Origin of the sequence: Streptomyces asiaticus (genome assembly GCF_018138715.1) — a bacterium.
GTDB lineage: Bacteria > Actinomycetota > Actinomycetes > Streptomycetales > Streptomycetaceae > Streptomyces > Streptomyces asiaticus.
Window position 1 is genome coordinate 570,796 of record NZ_JAGSHX010000001.1, and the last position, 26,379, is coordinate 597,174.

Annotated in this window: 28 protein-coding genes; 20 read left to right on the forward strand and 8 right to left on the reverse strand. The window is 71.5% G+C overall.

From position 1 onward, the window contains the following. Window position 1 precedes the first annotated feature (1 nt). Window positions 2-481 (reverse strand): Lrp/AsnC family transcriptional regulator, encoded by a 480-nt coding sequence (locus KHP12_RS02035; protein WP_037965986.1) that lies wholly within the window; start codon window positions 479-481, stop codon window positions 2-4. 154 nt (window positions 482-635) lie between these two features. Between KHP12_RS02035 and KHP12_RS02040 the strand changes: the two genes are divergently transcribed. After that, on the forward strand, window positions 636-2,987 hold the full coding sequence (locus tag KHP12_RS02040) for a thiamine pyrophosphate-binding protein (RefSeq protein WP_246648426.1): 2,352 nt from the start codon (window positions 636-638) through the stop codon (window positions 2,985-2,987). Between the two features lie 8 nt (window positions 2,988-2,995). Here KHP12_RS02040 and KHP12_RS02045 read toward each other — a convergent pair whose 3' ends face one another. Continuing rightward, entirely contained in the window at window positions 2,996-4,183 is a 1,188-nt protein-coding gene (locus tag KHP12_RS02045; protein WP_211831621.1) for a YbfB/YjiJ family MFS transporter, read from the reverse strand. Window positions 4,184-4,676: 493 nt separating this feature from the next. Here KHP12_RS02045 and KHP12_RS02050 point away from each other — a divergent pair, with 493 nt between their 5' ends. From KHP12_RS02050 to KHP12_RS02065, 4 genes are all read left to right on the forward strand, one after another. Next, a complete protein-coding gene (locus tag KHP12_RS02050; RefSeq protein ID WP_086879321.1) occupies window positions 4,677-5,390 on the forward strand; it encodes an SDR family NAD(P)-dependent oxidoreductase in 714 nt (237 codons plus the stop codon). Between the two features lie 70 nt (window positions 5,391-5,460). Then, window positions 5,461-6,300: an oxidoreductase gene (locus KHP12_RS02055; protein ID WP_086879320.1), complete on the forward strand. Its 840-nt coding sequence runs from the start codon at window positions 5,461-5,463 to the stop codon at window positions 6,298-6,300. Between the two features lie 15 nt (window positions 6,301-6,315). Further along, a complete protein-coding gene (locus KHP12_RS02060) occupies window positions 6,316-6,960 on the forward strand; it encodes a mycothiol-dependent nitroreductase Rv2466c family protein (protein ID WP_086879319.1) in 645 nt (214 codons plus the stop codon). A 239-nt stretch (window positions 6,961-7,199) separates the two neighbouring features. Next, window positions 7,200-7,913 (forward strand): SDR family NAD(P)-dependent oxidoreductase, encoded by a 714-nt coding sequence (locus tag KHP12_RS02065; RefSeq protein WP_086880870.1) that lies wholly within the window; start codon window positions 7,200-7,202, stop codon window positions 7,911-7,913. Between the two features lies 1 nt (window position 7,914). On the opposite strand, the gene KHP12_RS02070 is transcribed toward KHP12_RS02065, so the two are convergent. After that, window positions 7,915-8,217, reverse strand: coding sequence for a muconolactone Delta-isomerase family protein (locus tag KHP12_RS02070; RefSeq protein WP_037966186.1), 303 nt, complete (start codon window positions 8,215-8,217; stop codon window positions 7,915-7,917). Between the two features lie 84 nt (window positions 8,218-8,301). Then, complete coding sequence (locus tag KHP12_RS02075) at window positions 8,302-8,682, reverse strand: SgcJ/EcaC family oxidoreductase (protein WP_211831306.1); 381 nt, start codon at window positions 8,680-8,682, stop codon at window positions 8,302-8,304. Between the two features lie 104 nt (window positions 8,683-8,786). Here KHP12_RS02075 and KHP12_RS02080 point away from each other — a divergent pair, with 104 nt between their 5' ends. Together KHP12_RS02080 and KHP12_RS02085 are read left to right on the forward strand one after the other, a co-directional pair. Beyond that, on the forward strand, window positions 8,787-9,404 hold the full coding sequence (locus KHP12_RS02080; protein WP_037966181.1) for a TetR/AcrR family transcriptional regulator: 618 nt from the start codon (window positions 8,787-8,789) through the stop codon (window positions 9,402-9,404). A 48-nt stretch (window positions 9,405-9,452) separates the two neighbouring features. Next, window positions 9,453-10,376 carry a LysR family transcriptional regulator gene (locus tag KHP12_RS02085; protein WP_211831307.1) on the forward strand — a complete coding sequence of 308 codons (924 nt, stop codon included), beginning with the start codon at window positions 9,453-9,455 and terminating at the stop codon, window positions 10,374-10,376. Window positions 10,377-10,412: 36 nt separating this feature from the next. On the opposite strand, the gene KHP12_RS02090 is transcribed toward KHP12_RS02085, so the two are convergent. Continuing rightward, on the reverse strand, window positions 10,413-11,372 hold the full coding sequence (locus KHP12_RS02090; protein ID WP_211831308.1) for an SDR family NAD(P)-dependent oxidoreductase: 960 nt from the start codon (window positions 11,370-11,372) through the stop codon (window positions 10,413-10,415). 161 nt (window positions 11,373-11,533) lie between these two features. Here KHP12_RS02090 and KHP12_RS02095 point away from each other — a divergent pair, with 161 nt between their 5' ends. The 3 genes from KHP12_RS02095 to KHP12_RS02105 all read left to right on the forward strand — a co-directional run bounded on the left by KHP12_RS02095 (window position 11,534) and on the right by KHP12_RS02105 (window position 14,257). Further along, window positions 11,534-12,118: a TetR/AcrR family transcriptional regulator gene (locus KHP12_RS02095; protein ID WP_244202658.1), complete on the forward strand. Its 585-nt coding sequence runs from the start codon at window positions 11,534-11,536 to the stop codon at window positions 12,116-12,118. A gap of 127 nt (window positions 12,119-12,245) precedes the next feature. Then, entirely contained in the window at window positions 12,246-12,941 is a 696-nt protein-coding gene (locus tag KHP12_RS02100) for a response regulator transcription factor (RefSeq protein WP_211831309.1), read from the forward strand. A gap of 5 nt (window positions 12,942-12,946) precedes the next feature. Continuing rightward, window positions 12,947-14,257 (forward strand): sensor histidine kinase, encoded by a 1,311-nt coding sequence (locus KHP12_RS02105; RefSeq protein WP_211831310.1) that lies wholly within the window; start codon window positions 12,947-12,949, stop codon window positions 14,255-14,257. A 23-nt stretch (window positions 14,258-14,280) separates the two neighbouring features. Here the strand turns inward: KHP12_RS02105 and KHP12_RS02110 are convergent, their stop codons facing one another. Genes KHP12_RS02110 through KHP12_RS02120 form a run of 3 tightly spaced genes read right to left on the reverse strand, consistent with a single transcriptional unit; the run spans window position 14,281 to window position 17,343 of the window. After that, window positions 14,281-15,159, reverse strand: coding sequence for a LysR family transcriptional regulator (locus tag KHP12_RS02110; protein WP_167442432.1), 879 nt, complete (start codon window positions 15,157-15,159; stop codon window positions 14,281-14,283). Then, window positions 15,143-16,750 (reverse strand): MFS transporter, encoded by a 1,608-nt coding sequence (locus KHP12_RS02115; protein WP_244202657.1) that lies wholly within the window; start codon window positions 16,748-16,750, stop codon window positions 15,143-15,145. The genes KHP12_RS02110 and KHP12_RS02115 overlap by 17 nt, the downstream gene beginning before the upstream one ends. Next, entirely contained in the window at window positions 16,747-17,343 is a 597-nt protein-coding gene (locus tag KHP12_RS02120) for a flavodoxin family protein (RefSeq protein WP_208652923.1), read from the reverse strand. The genes KHP12_RS02115 and KHP12_RS02120 overlap by 4 nt, the downstream gene beginning before the upstream one ends. Window positions 17,344-17,552: 209 nt before the next feature. On the opposite strand from KHP12_RS02120, the gene KHP12_RS02125 reads away from it, so the two are divergent. The 10 genes from KHP12_RS02125 (at window position 17,553) to avaA7 (ending at window position 26,334) form a co-directional block, all read left to right on the forward strand. Further along, the gene (locus tag KHP12_RS02125; protein ID WP_086880861.1) at window positions 17,553-18,359 is read left to right on the forward strand and encodes a 2-amino-3,7-dideoxy-D-threo-hept-6-ulosonate synthase; all 807 of its coding nucleotides are present in this window, start codon (window positions 17,553-17,555) and stop codon (window positions 18,357-18,359) included. Beyond that, window positions 18,356-19,393, forward strand: coding sequence for a 3-dehydroquinate synthase II family protein (locus KHP12_RS02130; RefSeq protein WP_086880860.1), 1,038 nt, complete (start codon window positions 18,356-18,358; stop codon window positions 19,391-19,393). Before KHP12_RS02125 ends, KHP12_RS02130 begins: the two co-directional genes overlap by 4 nt. Beyond that, window positions 19,393-20,778: a class I adenylate-forming enzyme family protein gene (locus KHP12_RS02135; protein WP_208652922.1), complete on the forward strand. Its 1,386-nt coding sequence runs from the start codon at window positions 19,393-19,395 to the stop codon at window positions 20,776-20,778. The genes KHP12_RS02130 and KHP12_RS02135 overlap by 1 nt, the downstream gene beginning before the upstream one ends. 64 nt (window positions 20,779-20,842) lie before the next feature. Next, window positions 20,843-21,121 (forward strand): phosphopantetheine-binding protein, encoded by a 279-nt coding sequence (locus tag KHP12_RS02140; RefSeq protein ID WP_037965528.1) that lies wholly within the window; start codon window positions 20,843-20,845, stop codon window positions 21,119-21,121. Beyond that, the gene (locus KHP12_RS02145; protein ID WP_037965531.1) at window positions 21,118-21,381 is read left to right on the forward strand and encodes a phosphopantetheine-binding protein; all 264 of its coding nucleotides are present in this window, start codon (window positions 21,118-21,120) and stop codon (window positions 21,379-21,381) included. Before KHP12_RS02140 ends, KHP12_RS02145 begins: the two co-directional genes overlap by 4 nt. Then, complete coding sequence (locus KHP12_RS02150) at window positions 21,371-22,582, forward strand: beta-ketoacyl-[acyl-carrier-protein] synthase family protein (RefSeq protein ID WP_211831311.1); 1,212 nt, start codon at window positions 21,371-21,373, stop codon at window positions 22,580-22,582. Before KHP12_RS02145 ends, KHP12_RS02150 begins: the two co-directional genes overlap by 11 nt. Next, complete coding sequence (locus tag KHP12_RS02155) at window positions 22,579-23,181, forward strand: hypothetical protein (protein ID WP_086880858.1); 603 nt, start codon at window positions 22,579-22,581, stop codon at window positions 23,179-23,181. The genes KHP12_RS02150 and KHP12_RS02155 overlap by 4 nt, the downstream gene beginning before the upstream one ends. Then, window positions 23,178-24,893: a 3-aminoavenalumate diazotase gene (gene avaA6, locus KHP12_RS02160; protein ID WP_086880857.1), complete on the forward strand. Its 1,716-nt coding sequence runs from the start codon at window positions 23,178-23,180 to the stop codon at window positions 24,891-24,893. Before KHP12_RS02155 ends, avaA6 begins: the two co-directional genes overlap by 4 nt. Then, window positions 24,890-25,417 (forward strand): DUF6125 family protein, encoded by a 528-nt coding sequence (locus KHP12_RS02165; RefSeq protein WP_037965540.1) that lies wholly within the window; start codon window positions 24,890-24,892, stop codon window positions 25,415-25,417. Before avaA6 ends, KHP12_RS02165 begins: the two co-directional genes overlap by 4 nt. After that, the gene (gene avaA7, locus KHP12_RS02170) at window positions 25,414-26,334 is read left to right on the forward strand and encodes a 3-diazoavenalumate denitrifying reductase (RefSeq protein ID WP_086880855.1); all 921 of its coding nucleotides are present in this window, start codon (window positions 25,414-25,416) and stop codon (window positions 26,332-26,334) included. The genes KHP12_RS02165 and avaA7 overlap by 4 nt, the downstream gene beginning before the upstream one ends. Window positions 26,335-26,379: the final 45 nt, after the last annotated feature.

The window sequence follows — 26,379 nt, forward strand, 5'->3', positions numbered from 1 at the left end:
CTCACTCCGCCGCGGCACGGCGCAGCAGCGGGGTGAGGCGGTGCGGCACCAGCTCGCGCATGGCCAGGGCCGTCGCCGTGCGTTCGATGCCCGGAACGGCGAGGATCCGCCCCGCGATCCGGTACAGGTCCTCCGCGTCCGCGGCGACCACCCGTACCAGCAGATCCGTCTCGCCGCTGAGGCCGAAGACCTCCACGACTTCGGCGATGCCCGCCAGCGCCTCGGACACCTCGGCCAGCCGGCGCTGATCGACCCGCGCGGTGACGAACGCGGTGAGCGGGTGACCCAGTGCCTTCGGGGTGATCCGCCGCTCGAAGGAGCCCAGCGCGCCGCCCTGCTCCATTCTGGCCACCCGCGCCTGGACGGTGTTGCGGGACAGCCCCAGCTGCTCGGCCAGGGCGACGACGGTGGCCCGTGGCTGGGCGGCGAGGGCGAGCAGGATCCGCGCGTCGGTGGCGTCCACGCCTCGCTCACTGTTCATAGTGCTCAATCGACGTCCCTCATTCGACCCGGAGCATGAGCAGAATGCTCAACGAAAGAGCAGCATCTTGTGCAGCTGAAGAGCTATCTGTCTACTGGCGGAGCACAAATTCAGTTTTTCCACGGCGTGGTGCGGACAGCGGAGGCGGTCGGTGATGGTCCTGGACCCGGAGCTGAGAGCGATCGGCGGCAACGGCTCGGGCGGTGCCCGGGCGGAGGAGCTCGCCGTGCTGGAGGCGGTCGGGCAGCGGGTGCTGTGGCTGTCCACCGCGATCATCGACCACGCCAACCGGGTGCGGCCGAACCCCTCGGGGCTGAAGGTCGGCGGTCACCAGGCGTCCAGCGCCTCGATGTCCTCGATCATGACGGCGCTGTGGTTCCACGCGCTGACCGCCGAGGACCGGGTGTCGGTCAAACCCCATGCCTCACCCGTGCTGCACGCCATCAACTACCTGCTGGGCGAGCTGGACGAGTCCTACCTGACCACCCTGCGCGCCTTCGGCGGCCTCCAGAGCTACCCCAGCCGGGCCAAGGACCCCGACCCGGTCGACTACTCCACCGGCTCGGTCGGCATCGGTGCCACCGCCCCCCTGTGGGGCGCCCTCGCACGGCGTTATGTGGAGGGCCACTTCAGCGGGGCCGGAAGGGGACGGCAGTACTCCCTGCTGGGCGACGCGGAGCTGGACGAGGGCGCGATCTGGGAGGCGATCCAGGACCCGATGGTGCCCAGCCTGGGCGAGGCGGTGTGGGTCGTCGACCTCAACCGGCAGTCCCTGGACCGGGTCGTCCCCGGCATCGCCGCGGACCGGCTCCAGGGCATGTTCGCCGCGGCCGGCTGGCAGGTCATCACCCTCAAGTACGGGCACGCGCTGCGGGAGTTGTTCGCGCGGCCGGGCGGCGAGGCCCTGCACGCCCGCATCGACGCCATGGACAACCCCGAGTACCAGCGCCTGCTGCGCTGCTCCGCCGACGAACTGCGCGAGCGTCTGCCCGGCACCGGCTCCACCGCCGGACCGATCGCCGACCTCATCGCCCCCCTGGACGACGCCTCGCTGCTGGCGGCGCTGCGCAACCTGGGCGGGCACGACATCGGCGCGCTGATGGACGCGTTCGACAGCGTCGACGACACCCGGCCGACCGTCATCTTCGCGTACACGGTGAAGGGCTACGGACTGCCCACCGAGGGCCACCCGCAGAACCACTCCTCGCTGCTGACCGCCGACCAGATGAGGACCCTGGCCGACCGGCTGGGAACGGACCCCGACCGGCCGTGGGCCGCCTTCGCCGCCGGATCGCCGGAAGCGGCCCGGGTCGCGGCGGCCGCCAGGCGGCTGCGCCGCCCCCGACACGCGGCGCGGCGGCCCCCCGAGGTCCCCGCCGACCTCGCCCGCCCGGCACCGACCGGCTCCGGCAACACCCAGCAGGCCCTCGGACGTGTCCTGTTGGACCTCACCCGGCGGGCGCCGGAGGCGGCCGCCCGGATCGTCACCGTCAGCCCGGACGTCAGCTCCACCACCAACCTCGGCGGCTGGCTCAACAAGGTCGGTGTGTGGTCCCCGGCCGAGCGCCCCAACTGGTTCGCCGATGACGCCGAGACGATCCTGCACTGGCGGGAGCGGCCCACGGGTCAGCATGTGGAGCTGGGCATCGCGGAGACCAACCTGGTCGGCCTGCTCGGCGAGCTGGGCGCCACCTGGAGCCGCTGGGGCCAGCCGCTGCTGCCGATCGGCGTCGTCTACGACCCCTTCGTCAACCGGGCCCTGGAGCCGTGGTCGTTCGGCATCTACGCGGGCGGCCAGTCGATCCTGGTCGGCACGCCGTCCGGCGTCACGCTCGCCCCGGAGGGCGGCGCCCACCAGTCGATCACCACGCCCTCGCTGGGCATCGAACAGCCCGGCTGCGTCACCTACGAGCCCGCGTTCGCGATCGACACCGAATGGTGTCTGCTGACCGCACTCGGCAACCTCGGTCGGCCGGACGGGAGTTCGGCCTATCTGCGGCTGTCCACCCGGCCCGTCGACCAGTCCGCGGCCGACGTGCCCGGCGACCCGGCCGCCCGCGAGCGCCGCCGCCGGCAGGTGACCGAGGGAGCGTACCGGCTGCGCCGTCACGAGAAGCCCGTGGTGACCCTCGCCGCGATGGGCGCCCTGATCCCCGAGGCCCTGGCCGCCGCCGACCGGCTGGCCGCCCTCGGCCACGGCGCCGACGTGGTCTGTGTGACCAGCCCGGACCTGCTCTTCCGCGCGCTTCAGGCCCGCCGCGGCCTGTCGCGGGACCCGAGCTGGATCCTCGACCAGGTCTTCCCCGCCGACCGGGCCACACCGCTGGTCACCGTGTTGGACGGCCATCCGCACACACTGGCCTTCCTGAGCACGATCCAGAACACGCCCGTCACCACCCTCGGTGTGTCGCGGTTCGGCCAGAGCGGTTCGATCGAGGACGTCTACCGCTACCACGGCATCGACACCGACAGCATCGTCACCGCCGCGCTGGACCTCGTCGACTGAGGCGGAGGTCAGTCCGCCCGGGCCTCGGCGGTGCCGAGGCCCGTGGACCGCCGGTCGGCCGCGGGCTCCCCGCGGACGACCGGGCGGCCGGGCGCGGGCATGTGGTGGGGGAACCCGATCCGGAGGAGGGCCGCCGCGACGGCGGACGCCAGCACGACGAGGGCCGCGAGGATCAGGGCCTGGTGGTACCCGTGGCGCAGCAGCGGGGTGGCGACCAGTGGCCCGAGGATCTGGCCCACCGAGTATCCGGCCGTCAGCAGCGCGACCGCGCGGGGGAAGCGCAGATGCGCGCCGGTCGCCAGCGCGAGAGTGCTGACGCCGATGAACGTGGCGCCGAAGAGCACCGCGGAGATCAGCGCCGCGGCGACGCCACCGATCAGCGCGGGCAGGGCGATGCCGACGGCCTGGACGCCCAGCGCGGCCAGCAGGAGGCTGGGGCGGGACCAGCGCCGGCCCAGCCCCGCCCACAGCGCGGAGGACGGAATGGCCGCGAGGCCCACCAGCACCCAGGCGCCGCTGCCGATCCAGCCGGGAGAACTCTGCTCGATCGCGGCCACCAGGAAGGTACCGGCGATGATGTAGCCGACGCCCTCCAGCGTGTACGAGGCGAGGAGCGCGGTGAACCAGCGATGGGTGCGCGGGCCGCCCGCCTGCCGCTCCGCTCCGGGCGCGGGGGTGGCGGACACCGACGCGGGCGCGGGTTCGGGGCGCAGGAACCACGCGGGGAGGGCGAGCAGCGCGCTCAGCCCGGCGGCGGCCCACCACGCCGCCTGCCAGTCGGCGATCGTGCGCAGCGCCAGGACGAGCGACCCGGACAGGGCGATACCGGCCCCGACTCCGCCGAAGGCCCACCCGGGCAGATGGGCGGGATGGTCACGCAGATGGCTGAGCAGGGAGCTGACGGCGATGACGAAGATCACCGCACTGACCACGCCCGCGCACAGCCGGAGCAGCAGCCATGCAGCGGTGGCGCGGGTCAGTGGCATCCCGGCCAGCGACACCGCCAGCACCACCAGACAACTCCGCAGCACGGCGGGGGAGCGCATCAGACGTGGCAGGAAGGTCCCGGCGAGCGCGCCGAGCAGATAGCCGACGTAGTTGGCGGTGGCGAGATTGGCACCCGTCGCGGCGGACAGCCCGGCCTGAGCGTGCATCAGGGGAAGAATCGGCGTGTAGACGAAACGGCCGACACCCATGCCCGCCCCCAGCGCGGCGGCGGCCTGCGCGACATGAGTCCAGGGCGAGTGGCGGACGCCCCGGGAGCCGGTGGCGTGGGGACGCGGAGCTGCTGCGGTCACTATGTGGTCCTTGACGGTTTCGCGGTACGGAAGCCTGGGTGGCGTTGCGCTCCCATGGCCTCAGACTGCGCCCGCCACCAGGGCGAATGCCACGATCGCCGTCCTCCCTCGTGGTAGGCCCAGCCTCTTACGGGCAGCACGCGCGCGGAGGTGCGGACCCCTCCTCTCCTCGGCCTTGATGCCTCGGATGAGCCGGTCTGACCAGGACATCCGTGTGACCGGCTGCCTCCCATCCGGTAGGCGCTGCCTCCCACCACAGGTCACAGCCGTGCGGGGGAGGTGGGGCGCTCCCGCCGTTCCTGGATGTTTGTCGACCGGTCGTCTATGTTCATGAAAGGCCGGTGATCAGCGCCGGTCCGGACAACACCCCACCCCACTGGAGACAGTCACCATGAGCATTTCCGGTCAGAAGGTCGCCGTCATCACCGGCGCGTCCCAGGGCATCGGCGCGGGCCTGGTCGAGGCGTACCGCAAGCTCGGCTATGCCGTCGTCGCCACCTCACGCGGGATCACCCCCTCTTCCGATCCCGAGATCCTCACCGTCCAGGGCGACATCGCCGACCCGGCCACCGCCGAGCGCGTGGCCGGTGCCGCCATCGAGCGCTTCGGCCGCATCGACACCCTGGTCAACAACGCCGGCGTCTTCGTCGCCAAGCCCTTCACCGAGTACACGCAGGCGGACTACGACGCGGTCACCGGCGTCAACCTCAGCGGTTTCTTCCGCATCACCCAGCTCGCCACCGAGCAGATGCTCCGCCAGGGCGGCGGACACATTGTCCAGATCACCACCAGCCTGGTCGACCACGCCCACTCCGCGGTCACCTCCGTACTGGCCTCCCTCACCAAGGGCGGACTCCAGTCGGCCACCAAGGCCCTGGCCATCGAATACGCCACCCGCGGCATACGCAGCAACGCTGTATCCCTCGGCATCATCAGGACGCCGATGCACCCGGCGGAGTACCACGACGCCCTCGCCGCCCTTCACCCGGTCGGCCGGATGGGCGAGATCGTCGACATCGTCGACGCCGTCGTCTACCTGGAGAACGCCCCGTTCGTCACCGGCGAGATCCTCCACGTCGACGGTGGCCAGAGCGCCGGCCACTGACCCCGGACCGCTCGCCCGGGCGCCGGTACGGGGCGCCCGGGCACGCCCTTGCCCTCACACGGAAGGCTCCATGAGCAAGATTTTCCTCATCACCGGTGTCGGTGGCGGTCTCGGACGCGCCTTCGCCCAGGAGGCGCTGGCCGCGGGGCACCGGGTCGTCGGCACCGTCCGCAAGCCGGACCAGATCCGAGAATTCGAGGCGCTGGCGCCGGGCCGAGCGACCGGGATGGAGCTGGACGTCACGGACGAGCACGCGGTGCAGACCGTGGTCGACCGGATCGAGCGCGGGATCGGCCCGATCGACGTGCTGATCAGCAATGCGGGGTACGGCGTGGAGGGGACGGTCGAGGAGTCCTCGATGGATGATCTGCGCCGCCAGTTCGACGTCAACGTCTACGGGACCGTGGCGGCCATCCGGGCCGTCCTGCCTTATTTGAGACGCCGCCGCGGTGGACACATCGTCACCCTGTCGTCCATGGCCGGTCTCACCGCGCTGCCCGGAATCGCCTTCTACGGCGCCAGCAAGTTCGCCATCGAGGGCATCTCTGCCTCGCTCGCCCAGGAGGTCGCCCAGTTCGGCATCCACGTCACCTCCCTGGCGCTCGGTTCCTTTCGCACCGACTGGGCCGGGCGCTCGATGGTCCGCGTCCCGCGCACCATCCCCGACTACGACGCCGTCTTCGAGCCCATCCGCGCCGCCCGCAAGGCCAAGGACGGCAACCAGACCGGCGACCCGGCCCGCGCCGCCAAGGCCCTCCTGACCGTGCTGGACGCCGAAGACCCGCCCGTGCACCTGGTGCTCGGCAGCGATGCGCTGCGCTTGATCGAGCAGGGCCGGCAACGGCTCCAGGACGACATCGACGCCTGGGCCCATCTGACGGCTTCCACCGACTTCCCGACCGACCACTGAACCACTGGACACCACATGCCCCCTGTACCGTCGCCCCTGCCGGTCGACTTCTGGTTCGACCCCGTCTGCCCGTGGACGTGGCTGACCTCCCGCTGGATGCTGGAGGTCCGCAAGACCCGGCCCGTCGACATCACCTGGCACGTCATGAGTCTGGCGGTCCTCAACGAGACACGCCTGGACGAGTTGCCGGAACACATCCGCGACCTCATGGACCGGGCCTGGGCGCCGGTCCGCACCCTGATCGCGGCGCAGATCGCCTTCGGTGCCGACGCGCTGGAGCCCCTTTACACCGCTCTCGGCACCCGATACCACCTCGACCAGGAACCCAGGACACGCGCCACCATCGAAGCGGCGCTCGGCGATGCCGGGTTGCCCGCCGACCTCGCCGACGCCGGTGACGCCGACGGCTACGACGAAGCACTGCGCTTGTCGCATCGCGAGGGCATCACCTTGGTCGGTTCGGAAGTGGGGAGTCCCATCATCGCCGTGCCGGGTTCGCACACGCCGTCGGGCAAGGTCGCCTTCTTCGGTCCCGTCGTCACACCGGCGCCCAAGGGTGAGGAGGCGGCCCGCCTGTGGGACGGGACCCTCGCCGTCGCCTCCACACCCGGCTTCTACGAGATCAAGCGCAGCCGCGCCGTCGGCCCGCTCTTCGACTGAGCCCCGCCACCTGACGTGACACGCCGGGGCGCCGGCACCGGGGAAATCCGGTGCCGGCGCCCCGGCGTGCGGGTGCGCCGTCGTCGGGCGCATGATGGAGACAGCGGGAGCAACCGCGCCTGGGACCTGATTCCATCGAGCGGCCCCTCGGCGGAGCGGGCGCACTTCCACGGCGCAACCTGCCCGGCGCCGCGGCCCGGATCGCACCTACCGCCTGAACCGGAGAGAGCGGTGGTCGAATGAACACCGTGCAGAAGGTCGCCATCGTCACCGGGGCTTCCCGGGGAATCGGCGCCGCCCTGGTCCCCGCTTACCGCGAGCTCGGCTACGCGGTTACCGCGACCGCCCGCTCCCTGGACGAGTCGAGCGATCCCAGCGTCCTGACCGTCAGTGGTGACGTGTCCGAGCCGGGCGTGGGCGCCCGTATCGTCGACGCGACCCTGGCCCGGTTCGGGCGGATCGACACACTCGTCAACAACGCCGGGGTCTTCGTCTCCAAGCCGTTCACCGACTTCACCGACGAGGACTATGACCTCGTGACCGGGGTCAATCTGCGTGGCTTCTTCGAAACTTCCCGCAGCGCCGTCGCCGCGATGCTCTCCCGGGACGGTGGCGGCCACGTGGTGAACCTTTCCACGAGCCTGGTCGACCACGCCAACTCACAGACGCCCTCAGCGCTCGCCTCGCTGACCAAAGGCGGACTGAACGCGGTCACCAGGGCGCTGGCGATCGAGTACGCGGCCCGTGGCATCCGGGTCAACACCGTCGCGCTGGGCACAATCCGCACTCCCATGCATCCGCCCGAGACGCAAGAGGCCCTCGCCGCGATGCACCCGCTCGGCCGGATGGGGGAGATCGACGATGTGGTCAACGCGATCGTCTACCTCGAGAACGCCCCGTTCGTCACCGGCGAGATCGTGCACGTGGACGGCGGCCAGAACGCCGGACACTGAGTCAGCCGGTGACGCCGGCCCCACCCGGGTCATTGGGGTGCGGCTGAACGGCGGTGACCACCGCGGTCATCCAGGGCCACAGGGGCAGCGTACCGAGCACCTTCTCATGCAACTCGGCCTCGTCGGCGGCCCGCCACAGACCGATGCTGCGCAGTTCACCCACCGGACGCCACAGCCTGGCCAGGTGGCCGGCGGCGGTCAGTTCCCGGGCCCGTACCGCCTCGGCCGCACGGCGCCGGTCGACCTCGGCCGGGTCGGTGTCCTCGGGGACGGTGGTGGTGAGCTCGACCAGGAACTCTTTCATGGCGTTTCCTCTCTTGGGCCCCTGCGGGGGGGGGGCGAGGCCGTGCGGCGCGCCCGGCCTGGCATCGCGTGGATCGTCGCGGGCTCAGTGATCAGCGACGATCCGGGAGGCGTGGTACTGGCGGATCCGCCAACTGCCGTCCTCGTACTGGAGGACCAGCGACAGGTGCACCGGGGCCTCCCAGCCCGTCGGATCCCGGAAGGTGACGTCGGCGAAGCCACCGGCCACCTGCTCGCCGATCCGGTAGCCGTGGACGTCCCCGAGATGGGCCCTGCGGTAGTCCGGAACGGCCTCGTAGTAACCGCGCACCGCGTCCCGGCCGGAGATCGTCTCGGGACCGAATCCCTGGAACAGGGCGTCGGGTGTGAACAGGTCGGCCATGAGGTCCGCCCGGTGGCTGTCGAAAGCGGTCTGCCAGCGCCTCAGCACCTCGTGCATCGGGTCGTTCGCTGCGTCAGTACTCATGGCGTCTGCTCCTCCAGCGGAGAGTGCGGGGGCGTTCGTTGTCGGATGGGTCAGTAGATGACCGGTCTAGTAAAAAGGTAGTCGATCGGTCGTATACTGGCAACATGGGACGGACGAGTGATGCCAGGGAAAAGATCCTCAGCGCTGCGCGGTCGCTCATCGAGCTGCGCGGCTACTCGGCTCTGGGGGTGGCCGAGATCTGTAAGGCGGCCGGAGTGCCCAAGGGCAGTTTCTACTACTTCTTCGAGTCCAAGGAGGCCCTCGCGCTGGCCGTGATCGACGAGCACTGGACCGCCCAGCGGCACGACTGGACCCGCATCCTGAACAGCGACGCGCGGCCGCTGCAACGGCTACGGCAGCTGTTCGAGGAGACGGAGGCCGCCCAGCGCGCCGGCCAGCGGAGCTGCGGGACCGTTTCGGGCTGCATGTTCGGGAACCTCACCCTGGAGATGAGCAATCAGACCGAAGCCGTCCGCAAGCGGCTGCAAGAGATCTTCGAGACCCAGGTCGAGATGGTCGACTCGGTCATCGCCGAAGCCGTCGAGCGTGACGAGGTCACCGTCGCCGACACCCGCGAAGCCGCTCGGTCCGTGGTCGCGCAACTCGAGGGCCAGGTCCTGTTCGCCAAGCTCTACAACAACGCTTCCCGGCTCAGCGCGGTGTGGCCGAACTGCCTGGCGTTGCTGGGAGCCCGCACACCGCAGGCATCGGTCGGCGCATGAGCCCTGCCACTCATCGGCTCATGGGTGCCGCCTCCCACCGCGGGTAGCATGGCGATCGTGGAGCTGCGTCAGTTGCGGTATTTCGTCGCTGTGGCCGAGGAGCTGAACTTCGGCCGCGCCGCGGAGCGGCTCCTTATCGCCGGTCCCTCCCTGTCCCAGCAGATCAAGGCGCTGGAACGGGACCTCGGTGTCCGGCTCTTCGACCGCGACCGACGTTCGGTCGCCCTCACCCCGGCCGGAGCGGCCCTGCTCCCGCACACCCGGGACCTGCTCGACCGTGCCGACGATCTCCGTAACCGCGCCGCGAGGATCGCGGGCTCGGAACCGGTCCGGCTCGGATATGTGAATTGGCTGCCCCCGGACCTGACCGACCGCGCCTCGTCCGTGGCGCGCCTGCACATCGACGCATGGGTGGCGCCCTCCCACGCCCAGGCCGCCCGCGTCGCGGACGGCGGCCTCGACCTCGCGGTGTGCTGGATCCGTACGGAGGATCTGGAGAAGCGCGGACTCAGCGCCCGGCTGATCGGCGCGGACCGGCTCTACGCCGTCTCCGCCGGGCCGGACACCGGCGAGGTCCGCGCCCGGGACACCGTCGTGCTGCTGGACGACGACGCCACCACATGGGTGTCCTGGAACGACTACGCGGAGCGGCTGGCCGCCGCCACCGGCGCCACCGCGGTGCGTATCACGGACGGCGGTGTCACCGGTCCCGTGTTCTTCGACCAGGTACGCCGGCGCGGGCGGCCCATCCTCAACTCGCCCAAGGGGCAGACCACTCCACTGCCGCCCGATCTGGTCGCCCGTCCCGTGGTCGAGCCGAAGGTCTATTGGACCTGGTCCCTCGTCTGGCGCCGGGAAGAAATCCGCCCGGCCGTACTGAGCGCCGTGGACGCCCTGACGGAAGGCGTCGGCGACTTCGGCATCCACGCGCCGGACGCATGGCTTCCCGACGGGGATCCGTACCAGCGGTAGTTCTCGTCCCGTCGGACCTCATGGGGGATGGCGTGGTCAGGCGGTGGTCACGGCGGCCGCGAGCATGTCGAGCGAGATCTGCCACAGGCGGGCCGCGTGCTGAGCGTCCAGTGCGTGGGCGGCCACTCCGCGCCGTACGCCGGGCCGATGGGGTCCGGCCTCGTCGCAGTCCTCGAAGTACCGGCCGGTCACGCCCTCGGTCAGCGGGGAGGCGGCGAGCAGCACCGAGGTCGCGGCACCCTGCTCGATGTTCTTCCAGGACACGTCGGTGCTGGTGGGGTCGAACGAGGCGGGGCTGTGGGAGATGTCCCCGATGTGGCGGCCGAGCCGAGTGCTTGTGATGCGGCCGGGGTTGAGGGCGTTGACGGCGATCAGGTCCGACGCCCAGCGGCGGCTCGCCTCGACGGCGAACAGGACGTTGGCGGTCTTGGACTGGCTGTAGGCCGCCCACGGGTCGTAGGGGTGGCGCTCGAAGTTGATGTCGTCGAAGAGCACCTCGCCGTTGACGTGGCCGACCGAGCTGACCGCGACCACACGTGCGCCACGGGCTGCCGCCAGGGCGCCGTGCAGACCGGTGGCGAGGGCGAAGTGGCCGAGGTGATTGGTGGCGAACTGCGTCTCCCAGCCCTCCTTCGTCCGCTGAAGTGGCGAGGCCATCACACCGGCGTTGAGGACCAGGATGTGCAGGGGCCCGCGCCAAGCATCGACGAAGGCGCGCACCGAGCTCTGGTCGGCGAGGTCGAGCATGGTGGCGCGCACCGTTCCCGGGCCGCTCGCCGGGGAGATCTCCTCGGCGGCCCGCCCACCCGCCGCCAGATCGCGGACGCCGATGGTGACCTCGGCACCGGCGGCCGCCAGAACGCGTGCGGTTTCGCGTCCGATGCCGGAGGCCGCGCCGGTGACGAGGGCGCGCTTGCCGGTGAGGTCGACGCCGTCCAGGACCTCGGCGGCGGTCGTCCGGGCCCCGAAGGGGGTGGTGATGAGGTGGTCGGTCATGGCGAACTCCAGGGAGATGGGGGCGTGGGGACCGAGCGCGCGGCCGGTGGCGCGGCGGGCGCGGGCCGTCGTACGCTCATATCCGGAACGGGTTCCGGTTCGCTTCCCGACGGTAAGCGGAACTGGTTCCGGTTGCAAGTGGTGGCGAGAGGAGACCCGGATTGACCGGCATCGAGGGGAACGCGGCGCGGCACCGCAGGCCGCTGCGCGCCGACGCGCAACGCAACGAGGACCGGCTGCTGGAGACGGCGGCGGCCGTCTTCGCCCGTGAGGGTGCGGGGGCCTCGGTCAAGGACATCGCCCGCGAGGCCGGTGTCGGCGTCGGCACGCTCTACCGCCGGTTCCCGTCCAAGGAACTCCTGGTCGAGGCGGTCTACCGGCAGGAAGTGCGGCGCCTGTGCGAGGCGGCGCCGCACCTCGCCGCCACACTGCCACCGGTGGACGCGCTGCGGACCTGGATGGAGCGCTTCATCGACTTCATGGCCGCCAAGAGCGGGATGGCCGACGCGCTGAGGGTGGTGCTGACCGACGACGGCGAGCGGCTCCAGACCCGGGCCCTGCTCGCCGAGGCGATCGACCACCTGCTGTCGTCCGGGGAGGGCCGGTCGGCGGCGCGGCCGGAAGCCGACGCCCAGGACGTGCTGATGGCCCTCGGCGGGATCAGCCTCATGGCCGCCGGCGAGAACCGGCGCGACCTGGCCACCCGCCTCATCGACCTGCTGCTGCGCGGCGTCGTGAGGAGCTGACACGGTCCGCGCCATGGGGACGGCAGAGGTTCTCTGAACACTTGGCGGACCCACACCGGATGGCCAGTCACGGCCCTGTTGCGCACCCCTGGCGTCGTACCGACGCGGATTGGGCCAAGATGAGCGGATGATCTACCCAGCCGATATAGACCGGTCGACTGCGGATCAGACACGGCTGTTATTGGTCGAGGACGACCGGGAAACCGCAGACATGCTGGCCGAATTATTCAATTCAGAGGGGTACGACGTCGATGTGGCATTCGATGGCCATCGGGGGCTTCATCTCGCTCTGGGACGACGACATCAGGTGATGGTCATCGACCGGATACTTCCGGGCATCGAGGGCCTGGACCTGGTGAAACGATTACGAAGGGTCGGTGTCACCACCCGGGTGCTGGTGCTGACCGCGCTGGGCGCACTCGACGAGCGTGTCACCGGCCTCGACTCCGGCGCGGACGACTATCTGGTCAAGCCCTTCGAAGTGGACGAACTGCTGGCGAGGGTACGGGCGCTGCACCGCCGTGACCTCGTCGACGCGGAAGTCCTTCCGCTCGGCGACGGAGAGCTCGACCTCCGGCGCCGCGAGGTGCGCCTGGCCGACGGCACGGGCGTCGAACTCTCCCTGCGGGAATTCGGACTGCTCCACGCGCTCGCCGAAGGCCCCAGAATGGTGCACGAGCGTGCGCACCTCCGCGAGCGTGTCTTCCCCGACACCTCGGCCGAGTCCATCGTCGACACCTATGTCTACTACCTGCGGCGGAAACTCGGCCGCGATGTCGTCCGCACCGTGCGCGGACGCGGCTACCAGCTGGGGGCGCTGTGAACGCGATGCCGATCCGTTTTCCGCGCCGCACGGCGCGGAGCCCCGAGCAGCGCAGGCTCGCCGCCGCCCAGTGGACGATCACCTGGCGGATCTCGCTGGTGATGTCGGTGATCATGCTGATCGTCGGGGGCATCGTCTACACCGTCGTGCTGTTCGCCCAGCGCGCCGACGCGGAGCGCGAGACCCAGTGGGGCATCGACCACAACACCGTCGAGAGCCCGCCGGTCTGTGTGTGGATGACCGTGGAGCGGGACGGAGTGGTCAGCAGTACCCCCGGCACCCCCGCCGGACTGCCCGTGAGATCCAGTCTGGCCGCGGTCCGCGCGGGCGCTCGCGTGGTGCTGGAACGGGTGGAGCGAGGCGGTGAACAGTACACGGTGCGCACCGCCCGGCGTGGCCCGGAGCTCGTCCAGGCCGCGTACGGGGAGCGGTTCCAGCGCGCGGACCGCAACCATCTGCTGCTCGCCTTCGCGGCGGCCGAGGCGGTCGGTCTGCTGCTCGTCGCGGTCGCCAGCGGCATGCTGGCGCGGCGGTCGATGGAGCCGCTCTCCGAGGCGCTGGACCGGCAGCGGCGGTTCGTCGCGGACGCCAGCCACGAGCTGCGCACCCCGCTGACCCAGTTGCACACCCGCGCCCAGCTGCTGGCCCGGCGCTCCGGCTCCGAGACCCCCCAGCAGCTGGCCACCGACCTCCAGCGCCTGGTGACCGGCACCCGCCAGCTCGGCGACGTCATCGACGACCTGCTGCTGTCCGCGCGGCTGCCCCAGTCGCCGGGCTCCCGCGATCCGGTCGACCTGACCGCGCTCGCCGAGGAGGCGGTGTCCGCCGAGGACGCCCGGGCCCAGGAGATGGGGCTGACCGTGCGTCTGCGGCCCGGGCCGGGGCGGCATGTGGTGGTGGGCACCGCGCCGGCCCTGCGCCGGGTGATCGCCGCGCTGGTCGACAACGCGATGGGGCACACCCCGCCCGGCGGGGAGGTGACGGTGTCCGTGGACGCCCCGCTTCCCGGCCTCGTGTCGCTGTCCGTACGCGACACCGGCGTGGGCTTCGCACCGGAGGAGGCCGCGGGCCTCTTCGAGCGGTTCGCCAGGGGTTCCGCCGGCCGCGGCAGACGGTTCGGACTCGGACTGGCGCTCGCCCGCGAGGTGGTCGAAAGCCACGGGGGGCGGATCACCGCGGACGGGCGACCGGGGCACGGTGCGCTGTTCACCGTGGAGCTGCCGGCGGCGCGGACCGGGGAGGCGGTTCCCCGGGAGCGGACGATCGCGTCGTGTCTCTCCGTCGGAGGCAGACGGCCCGACGTCCCCGGGGGCTGAACCGGCCGGGTCCGCGGCCGGGCTCACGAGGCGTACGGCCGGCGCCAGTCGAGCGCGCCGCCGTCGAGGTCCTCGGCGAGCCCGGCCAGCGGCGACTCGGCGTCCCACACCAGCCGCGTCCGGCGCCACAGCCGGCCGTTCGCCAGCCGTTTCAACGAGACCCCCGGGCAGTGGTCGCCCGGTGCGAAGAAGGCCCCGATCGCGCTCCCGGCGCTCACGATGGCCGCCGCGGTCGTCTGGTCGGCGCCGAAGTACCGGAACCGAGGGGTGAACCCCGCACGCTCGCAGGCGATCCTCAGGCTCAGGCCGAGCCCGTCGGAGCGGTCGCCCGGCGCGACCCAGGTGTCCTCGGCCAGCTCCTCGAGGGTGATCAGCTGCCGGTGGGCCAGCCGGTGGCCGGGGGACAGGCCGATCAGCACCGGTTCGGTGTCGAGGTCGCGGACGGCGAACTCGCGGACCGCGGGCGGCACGACGTCCGGGAACTCGCTGATGACCGCGAGCGCGATCTTCTCGGTGCGCAGCAGCTCCAGCACGGCCTGGGACGAGGGCTCCAGATAGGTCAGCTGTTCGTGATGTGGCAGCCGCTCCCGGACGAGCTCGGCGATCAGCGGCACCCAGGGGTTGTCCACTCCGCCCAGTCCGACGGCCCGCGGTGGTTCGGCCGGCTGGGCCAGTGCCCGCGCCGTGGAGAGCAGATCGCCGAACTCGTCGAGCAACTGTCTGGCCCTCCCCAGCACATGGACGCCGAGCTCGGTCGGCACCACGCCGTTCGGGCGGCGGCGGAACAGCGGCCCGCCGAATTCCTGCTCAATGCGTCTGAGCTGTGTGGACAGGCCGGATTGGGCGATCTTCAAGGTGGCGGCCGCATGGCTGATACTGCCCGATTCAGCCACGGTGAGCACGATTCGAAGATGGCGCAGCCCCATATCCACTTCCTGCTCCCGTCGTTGAAGGTCGCGGCCGGAAATATCCGATGACGAGGACGGCACCGGCCAGGGACAGCAGCGCCGTCCAGGCGGCGGTGACGTACATGGCGTGCAGATAGGCCCGGTCCGCGGCGGCGAGCAGCTCGGGCCGGTTCAGCGACCGCGCCACCGCCCGGGCGGCCTCCGCGGAGTCCAGGGCCTTCTCCCGTGGCCCGGGAGGCAGATCGCTGAGCTCGGGCCGGACGGCCCCGCGATAGGCGGTGGCGAGGACCGAGCCGAGCACCGCGACCCCGAGCGTGCTGCCCACCGGCCGGGCCGCGGCGTTGATCGCCGCGCCGGCCCCGGTGTACCGCGGTGGCAGGGCGGCCATCATCTCCGTCGTCATCGGCGCGACCACCAGCCCGATACCGACGCCCTGCGCGAACAGGGTCCCGGCGATCCAGGCCACCGGGGTGTCCGCGTCGAAGAGCAGGTAGTCGCCGAAGGTGGCGCTCGACAGGAGTATCCCGGCGACCGCGCACCAGCGGACGGTCAGCAGCCGGGACAGCGCGGGGGAGACCTGGTTGCCGAGGACGATGCCGCCCGCGGCGGCCGACATCACGGCCCCGGCGGCCAGCGTCGACAGCCCGTGCACCCCCTGGAGATAGAAGGCGCAGTAGAAGAGCTGCCCCGCCAGGCCGAAGAAGAGCAGCAGCAGGGTCACGCTGCCGCCCGCGAAGCGCGCCTCGGTGAACAGGCGCACATCGAAACCCGGCACGGCCCGGCGGCTCTGCGACACCACGAACGCCGCCAGCAGGACGAGGCCGAGCGCCATGGGCAGCAGCGCGGCCGGGCTCGTCCATCCGGAAGGACGGCCGCCCTGGATGACGCCGTACACCACAAGGCCCAGCCCCAGTACGGAGAGCGCCAGGCCCCGTGGGTCGAGCACCCTGCGCTCGGCGTAGCGCAGCTCGGGTACGAGCAGACCCGCGCCGATCAGGCACACCGCCACCACCGGAAGGTTGACCAGGAACACCGAGCCCCACCAGAACCGGGTCAGCAGCGCACCGCCGACCACCGGTCCGAGCGCGACGGCGGCGCCGCCCGCGGAGGCCCAGACCGCGATCGCCCGGGTCCGGTCGGCCGGCGCGGTACCGCGGGTGACGATCGCCAGCGTCGCCGGTGTGATCAGCGCCCCGCCCGCGCCCATGAAACCGCGGGTGACGATCAGCTCCGTGGCCCCGTCCGAGAACGCGGCCAGCGCGGAGGCGCAGGCCAGGAGCGTCAGCCCGGCGACCAGCGTGCGACGCGGCCCGTAGCGGTCGGCGAGCGCGCCACCGGCGAAGCTGCCCGCGGCGAAGACCAGCGAGTACGAGGCGTTGGCCCACGCCAGGTCCGCCGCGCTCGCCCCGAGCCCGTGGACCGGATCGGCGAGGGTTTCCATCGCCACGTTGAGGACCGTGTTGTCCAGCAGGACCAGCGTCTGGGCCAGGACCGCGACGGCCACGGTCCACCACTGCCGGGCGGGGGTCGCCACGGTATGGCCCTCGTCCCCGGCCGCGGTCGGCGCGGCGGGCCGGTGGCTCACGACTCCAGCGCTCGTCTGCCCGCGACGACGGTCCGGGTGAGTTCCGCGACCCGGTGCCCGAGATGTTCCGCGGTGGCGAGGTCGGACTTGTGCACCGTCCCGGTTCTGTCGTCCACGGGGGACTGCGCGGCGGCGCCCTGGTAGAAACCGAGCCGGTTCGGGTCGAACTCGCTGCCGGCGGAGGAGTTCCAGCCGGGGGCCAGCCCGAGGCTGACCCAGAGCATGCCGTGCTGTGCGGCGAAGGTGGCGAAATAGCCCAGGGTGCCGGCCTTGTCCCCGGCCATCGAACCGGAGTTGGTGAATCCCGCGGCCAGTTTGTCCTGCCAGCGGCGGGTGAGCCAGCGTCTGGCGCTCGCCTCCGCGAAGGTGTGGAAGGCCGATGAGGCCGTGCCCATATAGGTCGGCGCACCGAAGACGATCGCGTCGGCGTCGTCGAGCCGATGCCATTCCTGATCGGTGATCCGGTCGACCTGGATGGATGTCACCTCGGTGTGCGGAACCCGGCTCGCCCCGGCTTCTACGGCCTCACTCAGCCGGGCGGTGTGACCACGTCCGCCGTGACAGGCGATCGAGATGCGTACCGGGTCGGTCAAGGCGGACAAACCAGCCTCCTGGAAAACGCGGTTTCGGCTCCGGCGGAATAGCCGTCGGACAGCCTGTCAGAGCAATCTCAGAAATTCCTCAGAGTCGCATAACCGCAGAGTTATGGAGATTCGATATCTGCCCGCTATTGCATAGCCGTGCCATTCTGTCTCCGCAATCCTCTGCGTGGTTCGCCCCTTGGGAGAGGTGTGCCTGGCACATGACCGATATTGGTAAATCATTCCGGATGCGGAGGCTCTCGGTCGCGGGGGACGGAAGATATCTTTTCGTCCCGCTCGACCACAGTGTGTCCGATGGGCCGGTGGTGTCCCAGGCCCGCTGGAACGGGCTGCTGAGGGCACTGGTGGACGGCGGCGCGGACGCGGTCGTCGTCCACAAGGGCCGGGCGCGGGCGATCGCACCGGACATCCTGCGTCACTGCGCCCTGGTGGTTCACTTGAGCGCCGGCACCGTGCACGCGGCCGACACCGGCGCCAAGGTGCTCGTCGGCGACGTCGAAGAGGCCGTACGGCTGGGCGCGGACGCGGTGAGCGTGCATGTGAATCTCGGATCGGACACCGAGCACCAGCAGCTCAAGGATCTCGGGACCGTCGCGGCCTCGTGCGACCTGTGGAACATGCCGCTGCTCGCGATGATCTACCCGAGGGGGCCGCGGATCGCCGATCCGCACGACCCGGCGCTGCTCGCCCATGCCGTCAACATCGCCGCGGATCTCGGCGCCGACCTCGTGAAGACCTCGATCGCCCTGCCGATGGAGCGGATGGCCGAGGTGGTGAACAGCTGTCCGCTGCCGATCCTCGCCGCGGGCGGCCCGCCCGACGGCTCGGACCTGGTCAGCCATGGGACCTCGTTGATGCTCGCGGGCTGCCGGGGCCTCGCGGTGGGCCGCCGGATCTTCTCCTCGCCCTCACCCTCCTCACTGGTGGCACGACTCGCCGCCGTGGTGCACGCCGCCGAAGCCGGAACGCCCCCCCAGCCCTCGCCGATCGCGACAGGAGCCGCATGAAGTTCGCATGGATCGACCTCCGCACCGTTCCGCAGGCCCGGCTCGAGTCCGTCGTGGACGCCGCCATCCACACCCGGATGCAGGGTGTGCTCTGCGATGACGAATCCGTCCTCAAGGCGCTGCCCCCCACCGTCACCGCCGTCACCACCGCGGCGGTGACCGAGGAGAAGCAGCTGTACGGCCTCGACGCCGACGCGGCGTGGGTCGATGTGCACGACGAACCGTCGCTGCGGCTGGCGTGCGCCGCCGCGGTCGCGCTGCCCCACACCGTGGTCCGCTTCGCCGACCCGACCAAGATCCCCTTGGAGATCGTGCTCGCCGCGGCGGACCGCTCCGCCGGAAAGCTGATCACCGTCTGCGCGGATCTGGAAGAGGCCGCCACCGTGCTGGACGTGCTCGAACGCGGTTCGGACGGAGTCCTGCTGGCGCCCTCCGACGCCGGCGAGGTGTTCGCGCTGGCCCGGCTGCTGGAGGCCGGGACCTCTCCGCTGGAGCTGACCACGCTGACCGTCGACCGCATCGAGCACCACGGGCTCGGCGACCGGGTGTGCGTGGACACCTGCACCCACTTCGCCGAGGACGAGGGCATCCTGGTCGGCTCGTACTCGACCGGTTTCATCCTGTGCTGTAGCGAGACCCATCCGCTGCCGTACATGCCGACCCGTCCGTTCCGGGTCAACGCCGGAGCCCTGCACTCCTATGTGCTCGGCCCGGAGAACCGGACCAACTACCTGAGCGAGCTGGGCTCGGGCAGCACGACCCTGGCCGTCAACTCCGAGGGCCGGACCCGGCCGGTCACGGTCGGCCGGGCCAAGCTGGAGTCACGTCCGCTGCTGACCATCACCGCGCGGTCGGCCGACGACACCGTGGTGAGCCTCACCGTCCAGGACGACTGGCATGTGCGGGTGCTCGGGCCCGGCGGCAAGGTCCACAACGTCACCGAGCTGCGGCAGGGCGACGAACTGCTCGGCTACCTGGCCACGGACCAGCGCCATGTGGGCTTCCCCATCGGCGAGTTCTGCAAGGAACACTGATGAGCGCACCGATGCGGGAGCTCATCGACACGCTGTTCGACGCCCATCCCGACGATCTGCCCTATCTCGTCCACGGCGACCACCCGGTGAGCCGTGGCGAGGTCCGGGCCGCCGTGGACATGGAGGCGGCGGTCTTCGCCGGGCACGGCATCGGCGAGGGGCATACGGTGATGCTCCAGATCCCGCCGAGCTGCACCCAGATAGAGGTCCTGCTCGCGCTGTGGCGGCTGGGCGCCCAGGTGATGCTGGTCGACCACCGGCTCAAACCGTCCGAAGTGGACGCCCTGCGCTCGCTGTGCCATCCGCAGTTCCTGGTCGACGCGGGCACGGCGGGCCGCTCACCGCTCACCTTCGAGCCCAGGTACGAGGTGGTCACCTCCCGGTACCCGGACGGCCGCCCGGCGACGACCGAGCACAAACTGGTGCAGTTCAGCTCGGGTTCCACCGGGCTGCCCAAGGTGATCGGACGGACCGCCGCCTCCCTGTCGGCCGAGATCGAGCGGTTCACCCGGATCGAGGGGATGCCGGTCCTGGGCGAGCGGATGCTGCTGCTGAGCTCGACCGCGCACAGTTTCGGCCTGATCGCCGGGGTGCTGCACTCCCTCGCCGCCGGCGTCTCGGCGGTCTTCGCGCGACGGGTGTCGGCCAAGGACATCCTCGCCGCCGCCGGGGGCCACGACGTCCACGTGATCTTCGGTACCCCGTTCCACTACGAACTGCTCAGCACCGCCCGGAGCCTGCCCGCCCTGCCCTCGCTGCGCGCGGCGGTCTCCGGTGGGGAGATCATGCCGCCGCAGACCGCCGCGCGGTTCGCCGAGCGGTTCGGCACCGGGGTCGGCGAGTCGTACGGGACCACCGAGACGGGCGTCATCGCGATGGAGGTCAGCGGCGCCTCGCGGCCCTCGGTCGGCCGGGCGGCGCCCGGTGTGCGCTTGAGGATCCGCGAGGGCGAGCTGGACGTCTGGCTGCCGGACGGCTCACCGTATCTGCACGACTCCGGCGGCGACCGGTTCGCCGACGGCTGGCTGCGCACCCACGACCGGGCCGAACTGGATCCCTCCGGCGCCGTGCGGCTGCTGGGCCGTGGCGACTCCCTGGTGGTCATCGGCGGCCTCAAGGTCGATCTGACCGAGGTGGAGGCCGTACTGTGCCGGCACCCCGGGGTCAGCGGGGCCGTGGTCGTGCACGCCGGAGCCACCGAAGCCTATGTCTCGGTCGCTGCGGACGGCCCCTCGGCGGGGGAGTTGCTGCGCTGGTGCCGGGACCGGCTGGCCGACTACAAGGTGCCCCGCGTCGTCCACGTCCTGGCGGATCTGCCCCGCACCTCCAACGGCAAGCTGGTCAGGCGCCGCGATGCGCTGCTCGCCCGCGCTCCTGACCGCTGACCCGGCTGACCGCCCCTTGGCGACCACCCCCATCGACCCCTGTGGCACAGAAAGGTTGCGCACCATGGAGACGCAGACGGCCTTGCAGAAGGAGATCCGCGAGTTCGTGCTCAGCACGATCAGCGAGGAGATGAACCATCCGCTCGCCGCGGACGAGATCAGCGATGACAGCCCCATGGGCACCGGTGGGATCGACATCGACTCACTGGGCCTGATCGAACTGCTCCTCCGCCTGGAGCGCCGGTTCGACGTGAAGTTCCCCGACAGCGACATCGAACAGGCCGGCGCGATGAACCTGGGCGACCTGATCAACGATGTCGTGAAGCGGGGCGCCACGGCATGACCGCGGAATCCGAAGCCCGGCCGAGGATCACCACCGACGCCGTCCGGGAACTGCTGTCCGACCCCAAGATCTTCGCCGATCTGCCGCCCGGCCTGGACGACGACGCCGAACTCGCCCTGGACTCGCTGGGACTGGTGTGGTTCCTGCACCAACTGGAGCTGCGCTACGGCCTGGAGATCGAGCCGGCCGACGCGTTCCTCGCCGAATTCACCTCGATACGCCGGATCACCGACTACCTGGTGGACGTCCATGAGCCGTGAGGTACTGCTGACCGGATTCGGGGTGCGCACGGCCTTCGGCACCGGGGCGGACGCCGTGCGGGAGGGCGTGTTCGACGGGCGACCCGCGTTCGCGCCGATCACCCGCTTCGACACCGGCCCGTACCGAACGGGCCTCGCCGCCACCGGCGGCCCGGCCGCCCCGCTGCGGGAGGTGCTGGCCGAAGTCGCCGGGGCGGCGGTCGCCATGGCCGGGTTGCCGGCGGGGGCCGGGGCCGCCGTCCTGGTGGGGACCGCGGGCGACTTCACCGGCCTGACCCGCTTCTGGCGCGCCGCGGACGCGCCCGGCGCTCCTGACGCTCCCGGGTCTTCCGGCTCTCCCGGCTCTCCCGGGTCTTCCGGCTCTCCCGGCTCGGTGGACTCCGGCGGCGCCGTGGAGACCGTGCCCGCGTGGCAGGCCGAGGCCCTCGCGGACACCCTCGGCCTGCGCGGCCCCCGACTGGCGTTCACCAGCGCGTGCGTCGCCTCGGCCACCGCGATCACGCACGCCTGCCGGCTCATCGCCTCGGGCCGGGCCGACACCGCGGTCTGTGCCGGGGCATATCTGGTGGAGGAGGAGAACCTGGCCAAGTTCGACTCGGGATTCGCCCTTTCCCGGGACGGGATGGTGCGCCCGTTCTGCGCCGACCGCAGCGGTCTGCTGCTCGGGGACGGAGCCGCCGCCGTCGTGCTCGAATCCGCCGAGAGCGCCCGGCGCCGGGGAGCGCGCGCGCTCGGCGCGCTGACCGGCTGGGGCGCCGCCGGTGACGCCCACCACGTCGCCCGGCCCCATCCGGAGGGTGCCGGGCTGGTCATGGCCGCCGGCCGGGCCCTGCGACGTGCGGGCGGCCCACGGATCGACTACGTGAACGCGCATGGCACCGCCACCCGGTACAACGACCCCGCCGAGACACGCGGGCTGCACACGCTCTTCGGTGCGGCGGCCGCCCGGACGCCGGTGAGCTCGACGAAGAGCACCACGGGACATCTGCTGGAGGCGTCCGGAGTCGTGGAACTCGTGATCACCCTGCTCGCGCTGCGGGACGGGGTGCTGCCGCCCACCGCCGGGTTCACCGAACCCGATCCGCACTGCGACCTCGACTACGTGCCCAACCGCCCGCACAAGGCCGAGCTCCGGTGCGCGCTCACCGTCAACGCCGCGTTCGGCGGCGCCAACACCGCGCTGGTACTGGAGCGAGCATGATCGCCGCGATGTCCGGTCCCTCCGCGCCGCCGGTCTCCGGTTTCGTGGAGTCCGCCTTCAACCCGATGGTGTACGAGGCCGTCGAGCGCTGCCTGACCGCCCGGCCGGGCGACGGCGATCGGACCGCCATGGTCCTGGCCAGCACGATGGGGGACGCCGCCACCCTCGACCTCGGCAGCCGTCTGCTGGTGGCCGGGCAGGTGCACAATCCGCTGCTGTTCATGCAGTCCACCGCCAACGCGGTCCTGGGGCAGCTCGGCCGGGAGTTCGCCATCACCGGGCCGCTGGTCTGCCTGTCCACCGTGGCGGACCCGGCCGGTGAGCTGCTGGCCGCCGCGGAACTGCTGCTGGAGGACGAGGAGCTGGACCGCGTCGTGCTCATCGGGGTCGAGCTGACCGGCACCGAGCGCACCACGGCGGCGTACCGCGAGCTTCGTACCGGCCCGCCCGCCGCGGACCTGGCCGTGGCCATCGTGCTGGACCGGGACGATCCGCTCCCGCGCCCGCCGTCCGACATCCCGCCCGCCCCCTCGGGGGAGTACGGCACCCTTCGCGGCCTGGTCGAGCTGGCCGCCCGAATCCAAGGAACCACACCATGATCACCAAACAGGAACGCGCGCGGATCAGCGAGGACGCCGCCCTGGGGGCCGGGAACGTGATCCACCGGCTGAAGGCGTACGGCAGATCGCTCGACGAGCAGGTTCTGTGGACCGACGCCACCTGGCAGGCGCCGGACGGCGGCCACCCCGAGGTGCTGACCCTGGGAGAGCTGCACGAGGCCGTGGAGATCTACGCGAGCTGGTACCACGCCCAGGGTGTCGGGCCCCGCGACCCGGTGGCGATCCAGACCTGGTCCAGCACCGAGTTCGCCATCAACTTCCTCGCCCTCACCTCCCTGGGCGCGATCCCCTCGTTCGTCAACGGCAACCTCCGCCCGGAGATCGCCCGCGAGTACGTACGGCGCCAGGGCGCGGTCGGCGCCATCACCGACCAGGCCCACCACACGGTCCTGGCCCGCGACCGGGAAGAACTGGGCCTCGGCTTCTGCGTCACGGCGGCCGACATCCGCGCGGAGAACCGCGCACCCCTCCCCGCCGCCTACCCGTATGCCCACCACGCCACCGACCCGATCATCATCTCCCACTCCTCGGGCACCACCGGTATGCCCAAGGCCGTACCGCACACCCACGAAACCCTGCTGTACGCGCAGTTGCACCGGCTGAAGCTGTCCGTCGGCTCCGCGATGGGCCGGCTGCTGGTCGCGCTGCCCGGCTCGCACAACGCCGCCATCTCGGTCATGCTGTTCGGCTTCCTGCTGCGCTCGCCCGTCCGCATGCTGTCCAGCCAGCGAGGGGTCGACGTCCTGGACGCCATGGAGTCGTTCCGCCCCACCACGGTGTTCGCGTTCGCCGGAACCTACGGGGAGATGGCGGCCCAGGATCTCTCCGTGCGCGATCTGTCCAGCGTGGAGGCCTGGTACAACACCGGGGACGCGGCGCACGAGACCCATATCAAGGCGCTGATCGAGCAGGGCAGCCATGAGACGGTCGGCCGGGACCTGAAGCGCCGCCGCGTCTCCGGGTCCGTCTTCACCGACGGACTCGGCTCCTCCGAGACCGGCTACTCGCTCTTCCACAACGGACACCGGCCCGGCAAGTCGTCGTTCTCCCGCTGCGTCGGCAAACCGATGAGCTTCGCCGAGGCCGCGGTGCTCTCCGAGGACGGCACACCGCTGCCGCCCGGCGAGATCGGCCGCCTCGGTGTGCGCTCACCCACGCTCACCCCCGGATACTGGAACGACTCGCTGACCTTCCACCGGCTGCGGCTCGGTGGCTACTGGCTCACCGGCGATCTGGCCTATCGGGACGAGGAAGGCAACTTCTACCACCTGGACCGCGCGCCGGACGCGATCCGCACCCCCGCGGGCATCGTGTTCAGCACCCGCACCGAGGAGTTGCTGCTGCGCGAGCTGCCCGAGCTCGAGGACTGCACGGTGGTGGCGGTCGCGCCCGAGGGCGTACGCGCGGACTGGGACGGCGACGGGACCGCCGACGCCTACGCCCTGCTTCAGGTGCGCGCGGACACGTCGGAGACGGCGGACACCGGGGACGCGGACGGGGACGACGCCCGATGGACGGCCGACGTCAACCGGGTGCTGGCCGCCGAAGGCTTCCCGCAGCTGACCGGAGCGCTCCGGATGGACGCGAGCGAAGTGGTGAAGGGAGCCACCGGCAAGGTGCTCAAGCGGGAGATGCGCGAGCGGTTCCGGGCCCGGGTGGCCGACGGTCAGCTGAACGGGAAGGCGCGATGACGGCACTCGACCACACGAGCCACGGCACGGGCCCCCGTCCGAGGACCATGGACGTGTACCGGCAGTGGTGGCTGCACGACGCGCGCTGGTACCAGGGCGTGGCGAAGCGGTTCGGGCACGAGGTGGCGAACGAGATCAACGCCGAGGCGCTGCGGTATGTGGCCGTCCAGGTGGGCAAGCGGATCCGTCGCCAGTTCGGCGGAAAACCGGCCGCCGACCTCGAGGAACTCCGCCGCCGGTACGACGCCTGCTCCGAGTGGATGTTCCCGAACGAACTGCGCGACGGCGGGACCGCGGTGCTCCCGGACGGCGATATCGAGCTCACCATGCGGCAGAACTTCGCCGTGACCATGGTCCGGATGGCCGGTTCGCTCGACGGCTACGAATGCCCGTGCACCGACATCCACGCCGGCTGGTCGGAGGGGCTCGGGGTCGAACTCACCCGCAACTGCGCCACCGCGTGTCTGCGGGACGGCGATCCCGCCTGCCGCCTGCTGATGCGGGCCCGGGGAGGCGCGGCATGACGGCGCGAGTGCTTGTCGCCGGGGCCACCGGGGTGATCGGCCGCGCCCTGGTCCCGCTGCTCAGCGCCCGCGGCCACCATGTGACCGCGCTGGTACGGGAGCCGTCCGGGGCGGCCGGGCTGAGCCCGGACGGTGTCGTGGTGGCCGACGCGCTGGACGCCGAGGCGGTGCGCGCGGCGGTGCTCTCGGCCCGGCCCGAGGTGGTGGTGCATCAGCTGACCGCGCTGCGCGGGCCCACCGCGGAGGGCCTGGAGCGCACCGCCCGGCTGCGCACCGAAGGCACCGCGCATCTGATCGCCGCGGCCGAGGCGGCCGGGGCGCGACGGATGGTGGCGCAGAGCATCGCGTTCGCCACGGCCCCCGGCGGCGGGCCGGTGCTCACCGAGGACGCACCGCTCCATGTCGACGCACCGGATCCGGGCTGGGCCCGCACCGCCCGCGCGGTCAGCGAACTGGAGCGCCGGGTGCTGGGCGCCGCGCACCTCTCCGGCACCGTCCTGCGCTACGGAACCCTGTACGGTCCGGGCACCCTCTACCACCGCGGCGGCGCGATCCACGGCGCGGTGGCGCGCGGCAGGCTGCCGCTGCCCGACCCCGCCACCGGCGTCACCTCGTTCCTCCATGTCGAGGACGCCGCACGGGCCGCGGTCCGTGCCGTCGAGGCGGATACCGACGGCGTGTTCAACGTGGCCGATGACGACCCGGCGGAGGCCGCGGTCTGGCTGCCCGAATTCGCCCGACTGCTCGGAGCGCCCCCGCCCCGTACGGTGCCGGCGCCACTGGCCGAGCGGCTGCTGGGCTGGCTCACCGCGCATCAGCTGACCGCCATGCGCGGCGCGTCCAACGACCGCATCCGGCAGGCGCTCGACTGGAAGCCCTCGATTCCGAGCTGGCGGACCCGGCTGGCCACCGACTGACCGGCGCGGCCGGGCCCCGTGGTGGACCCCACCACGGGGCCCGGC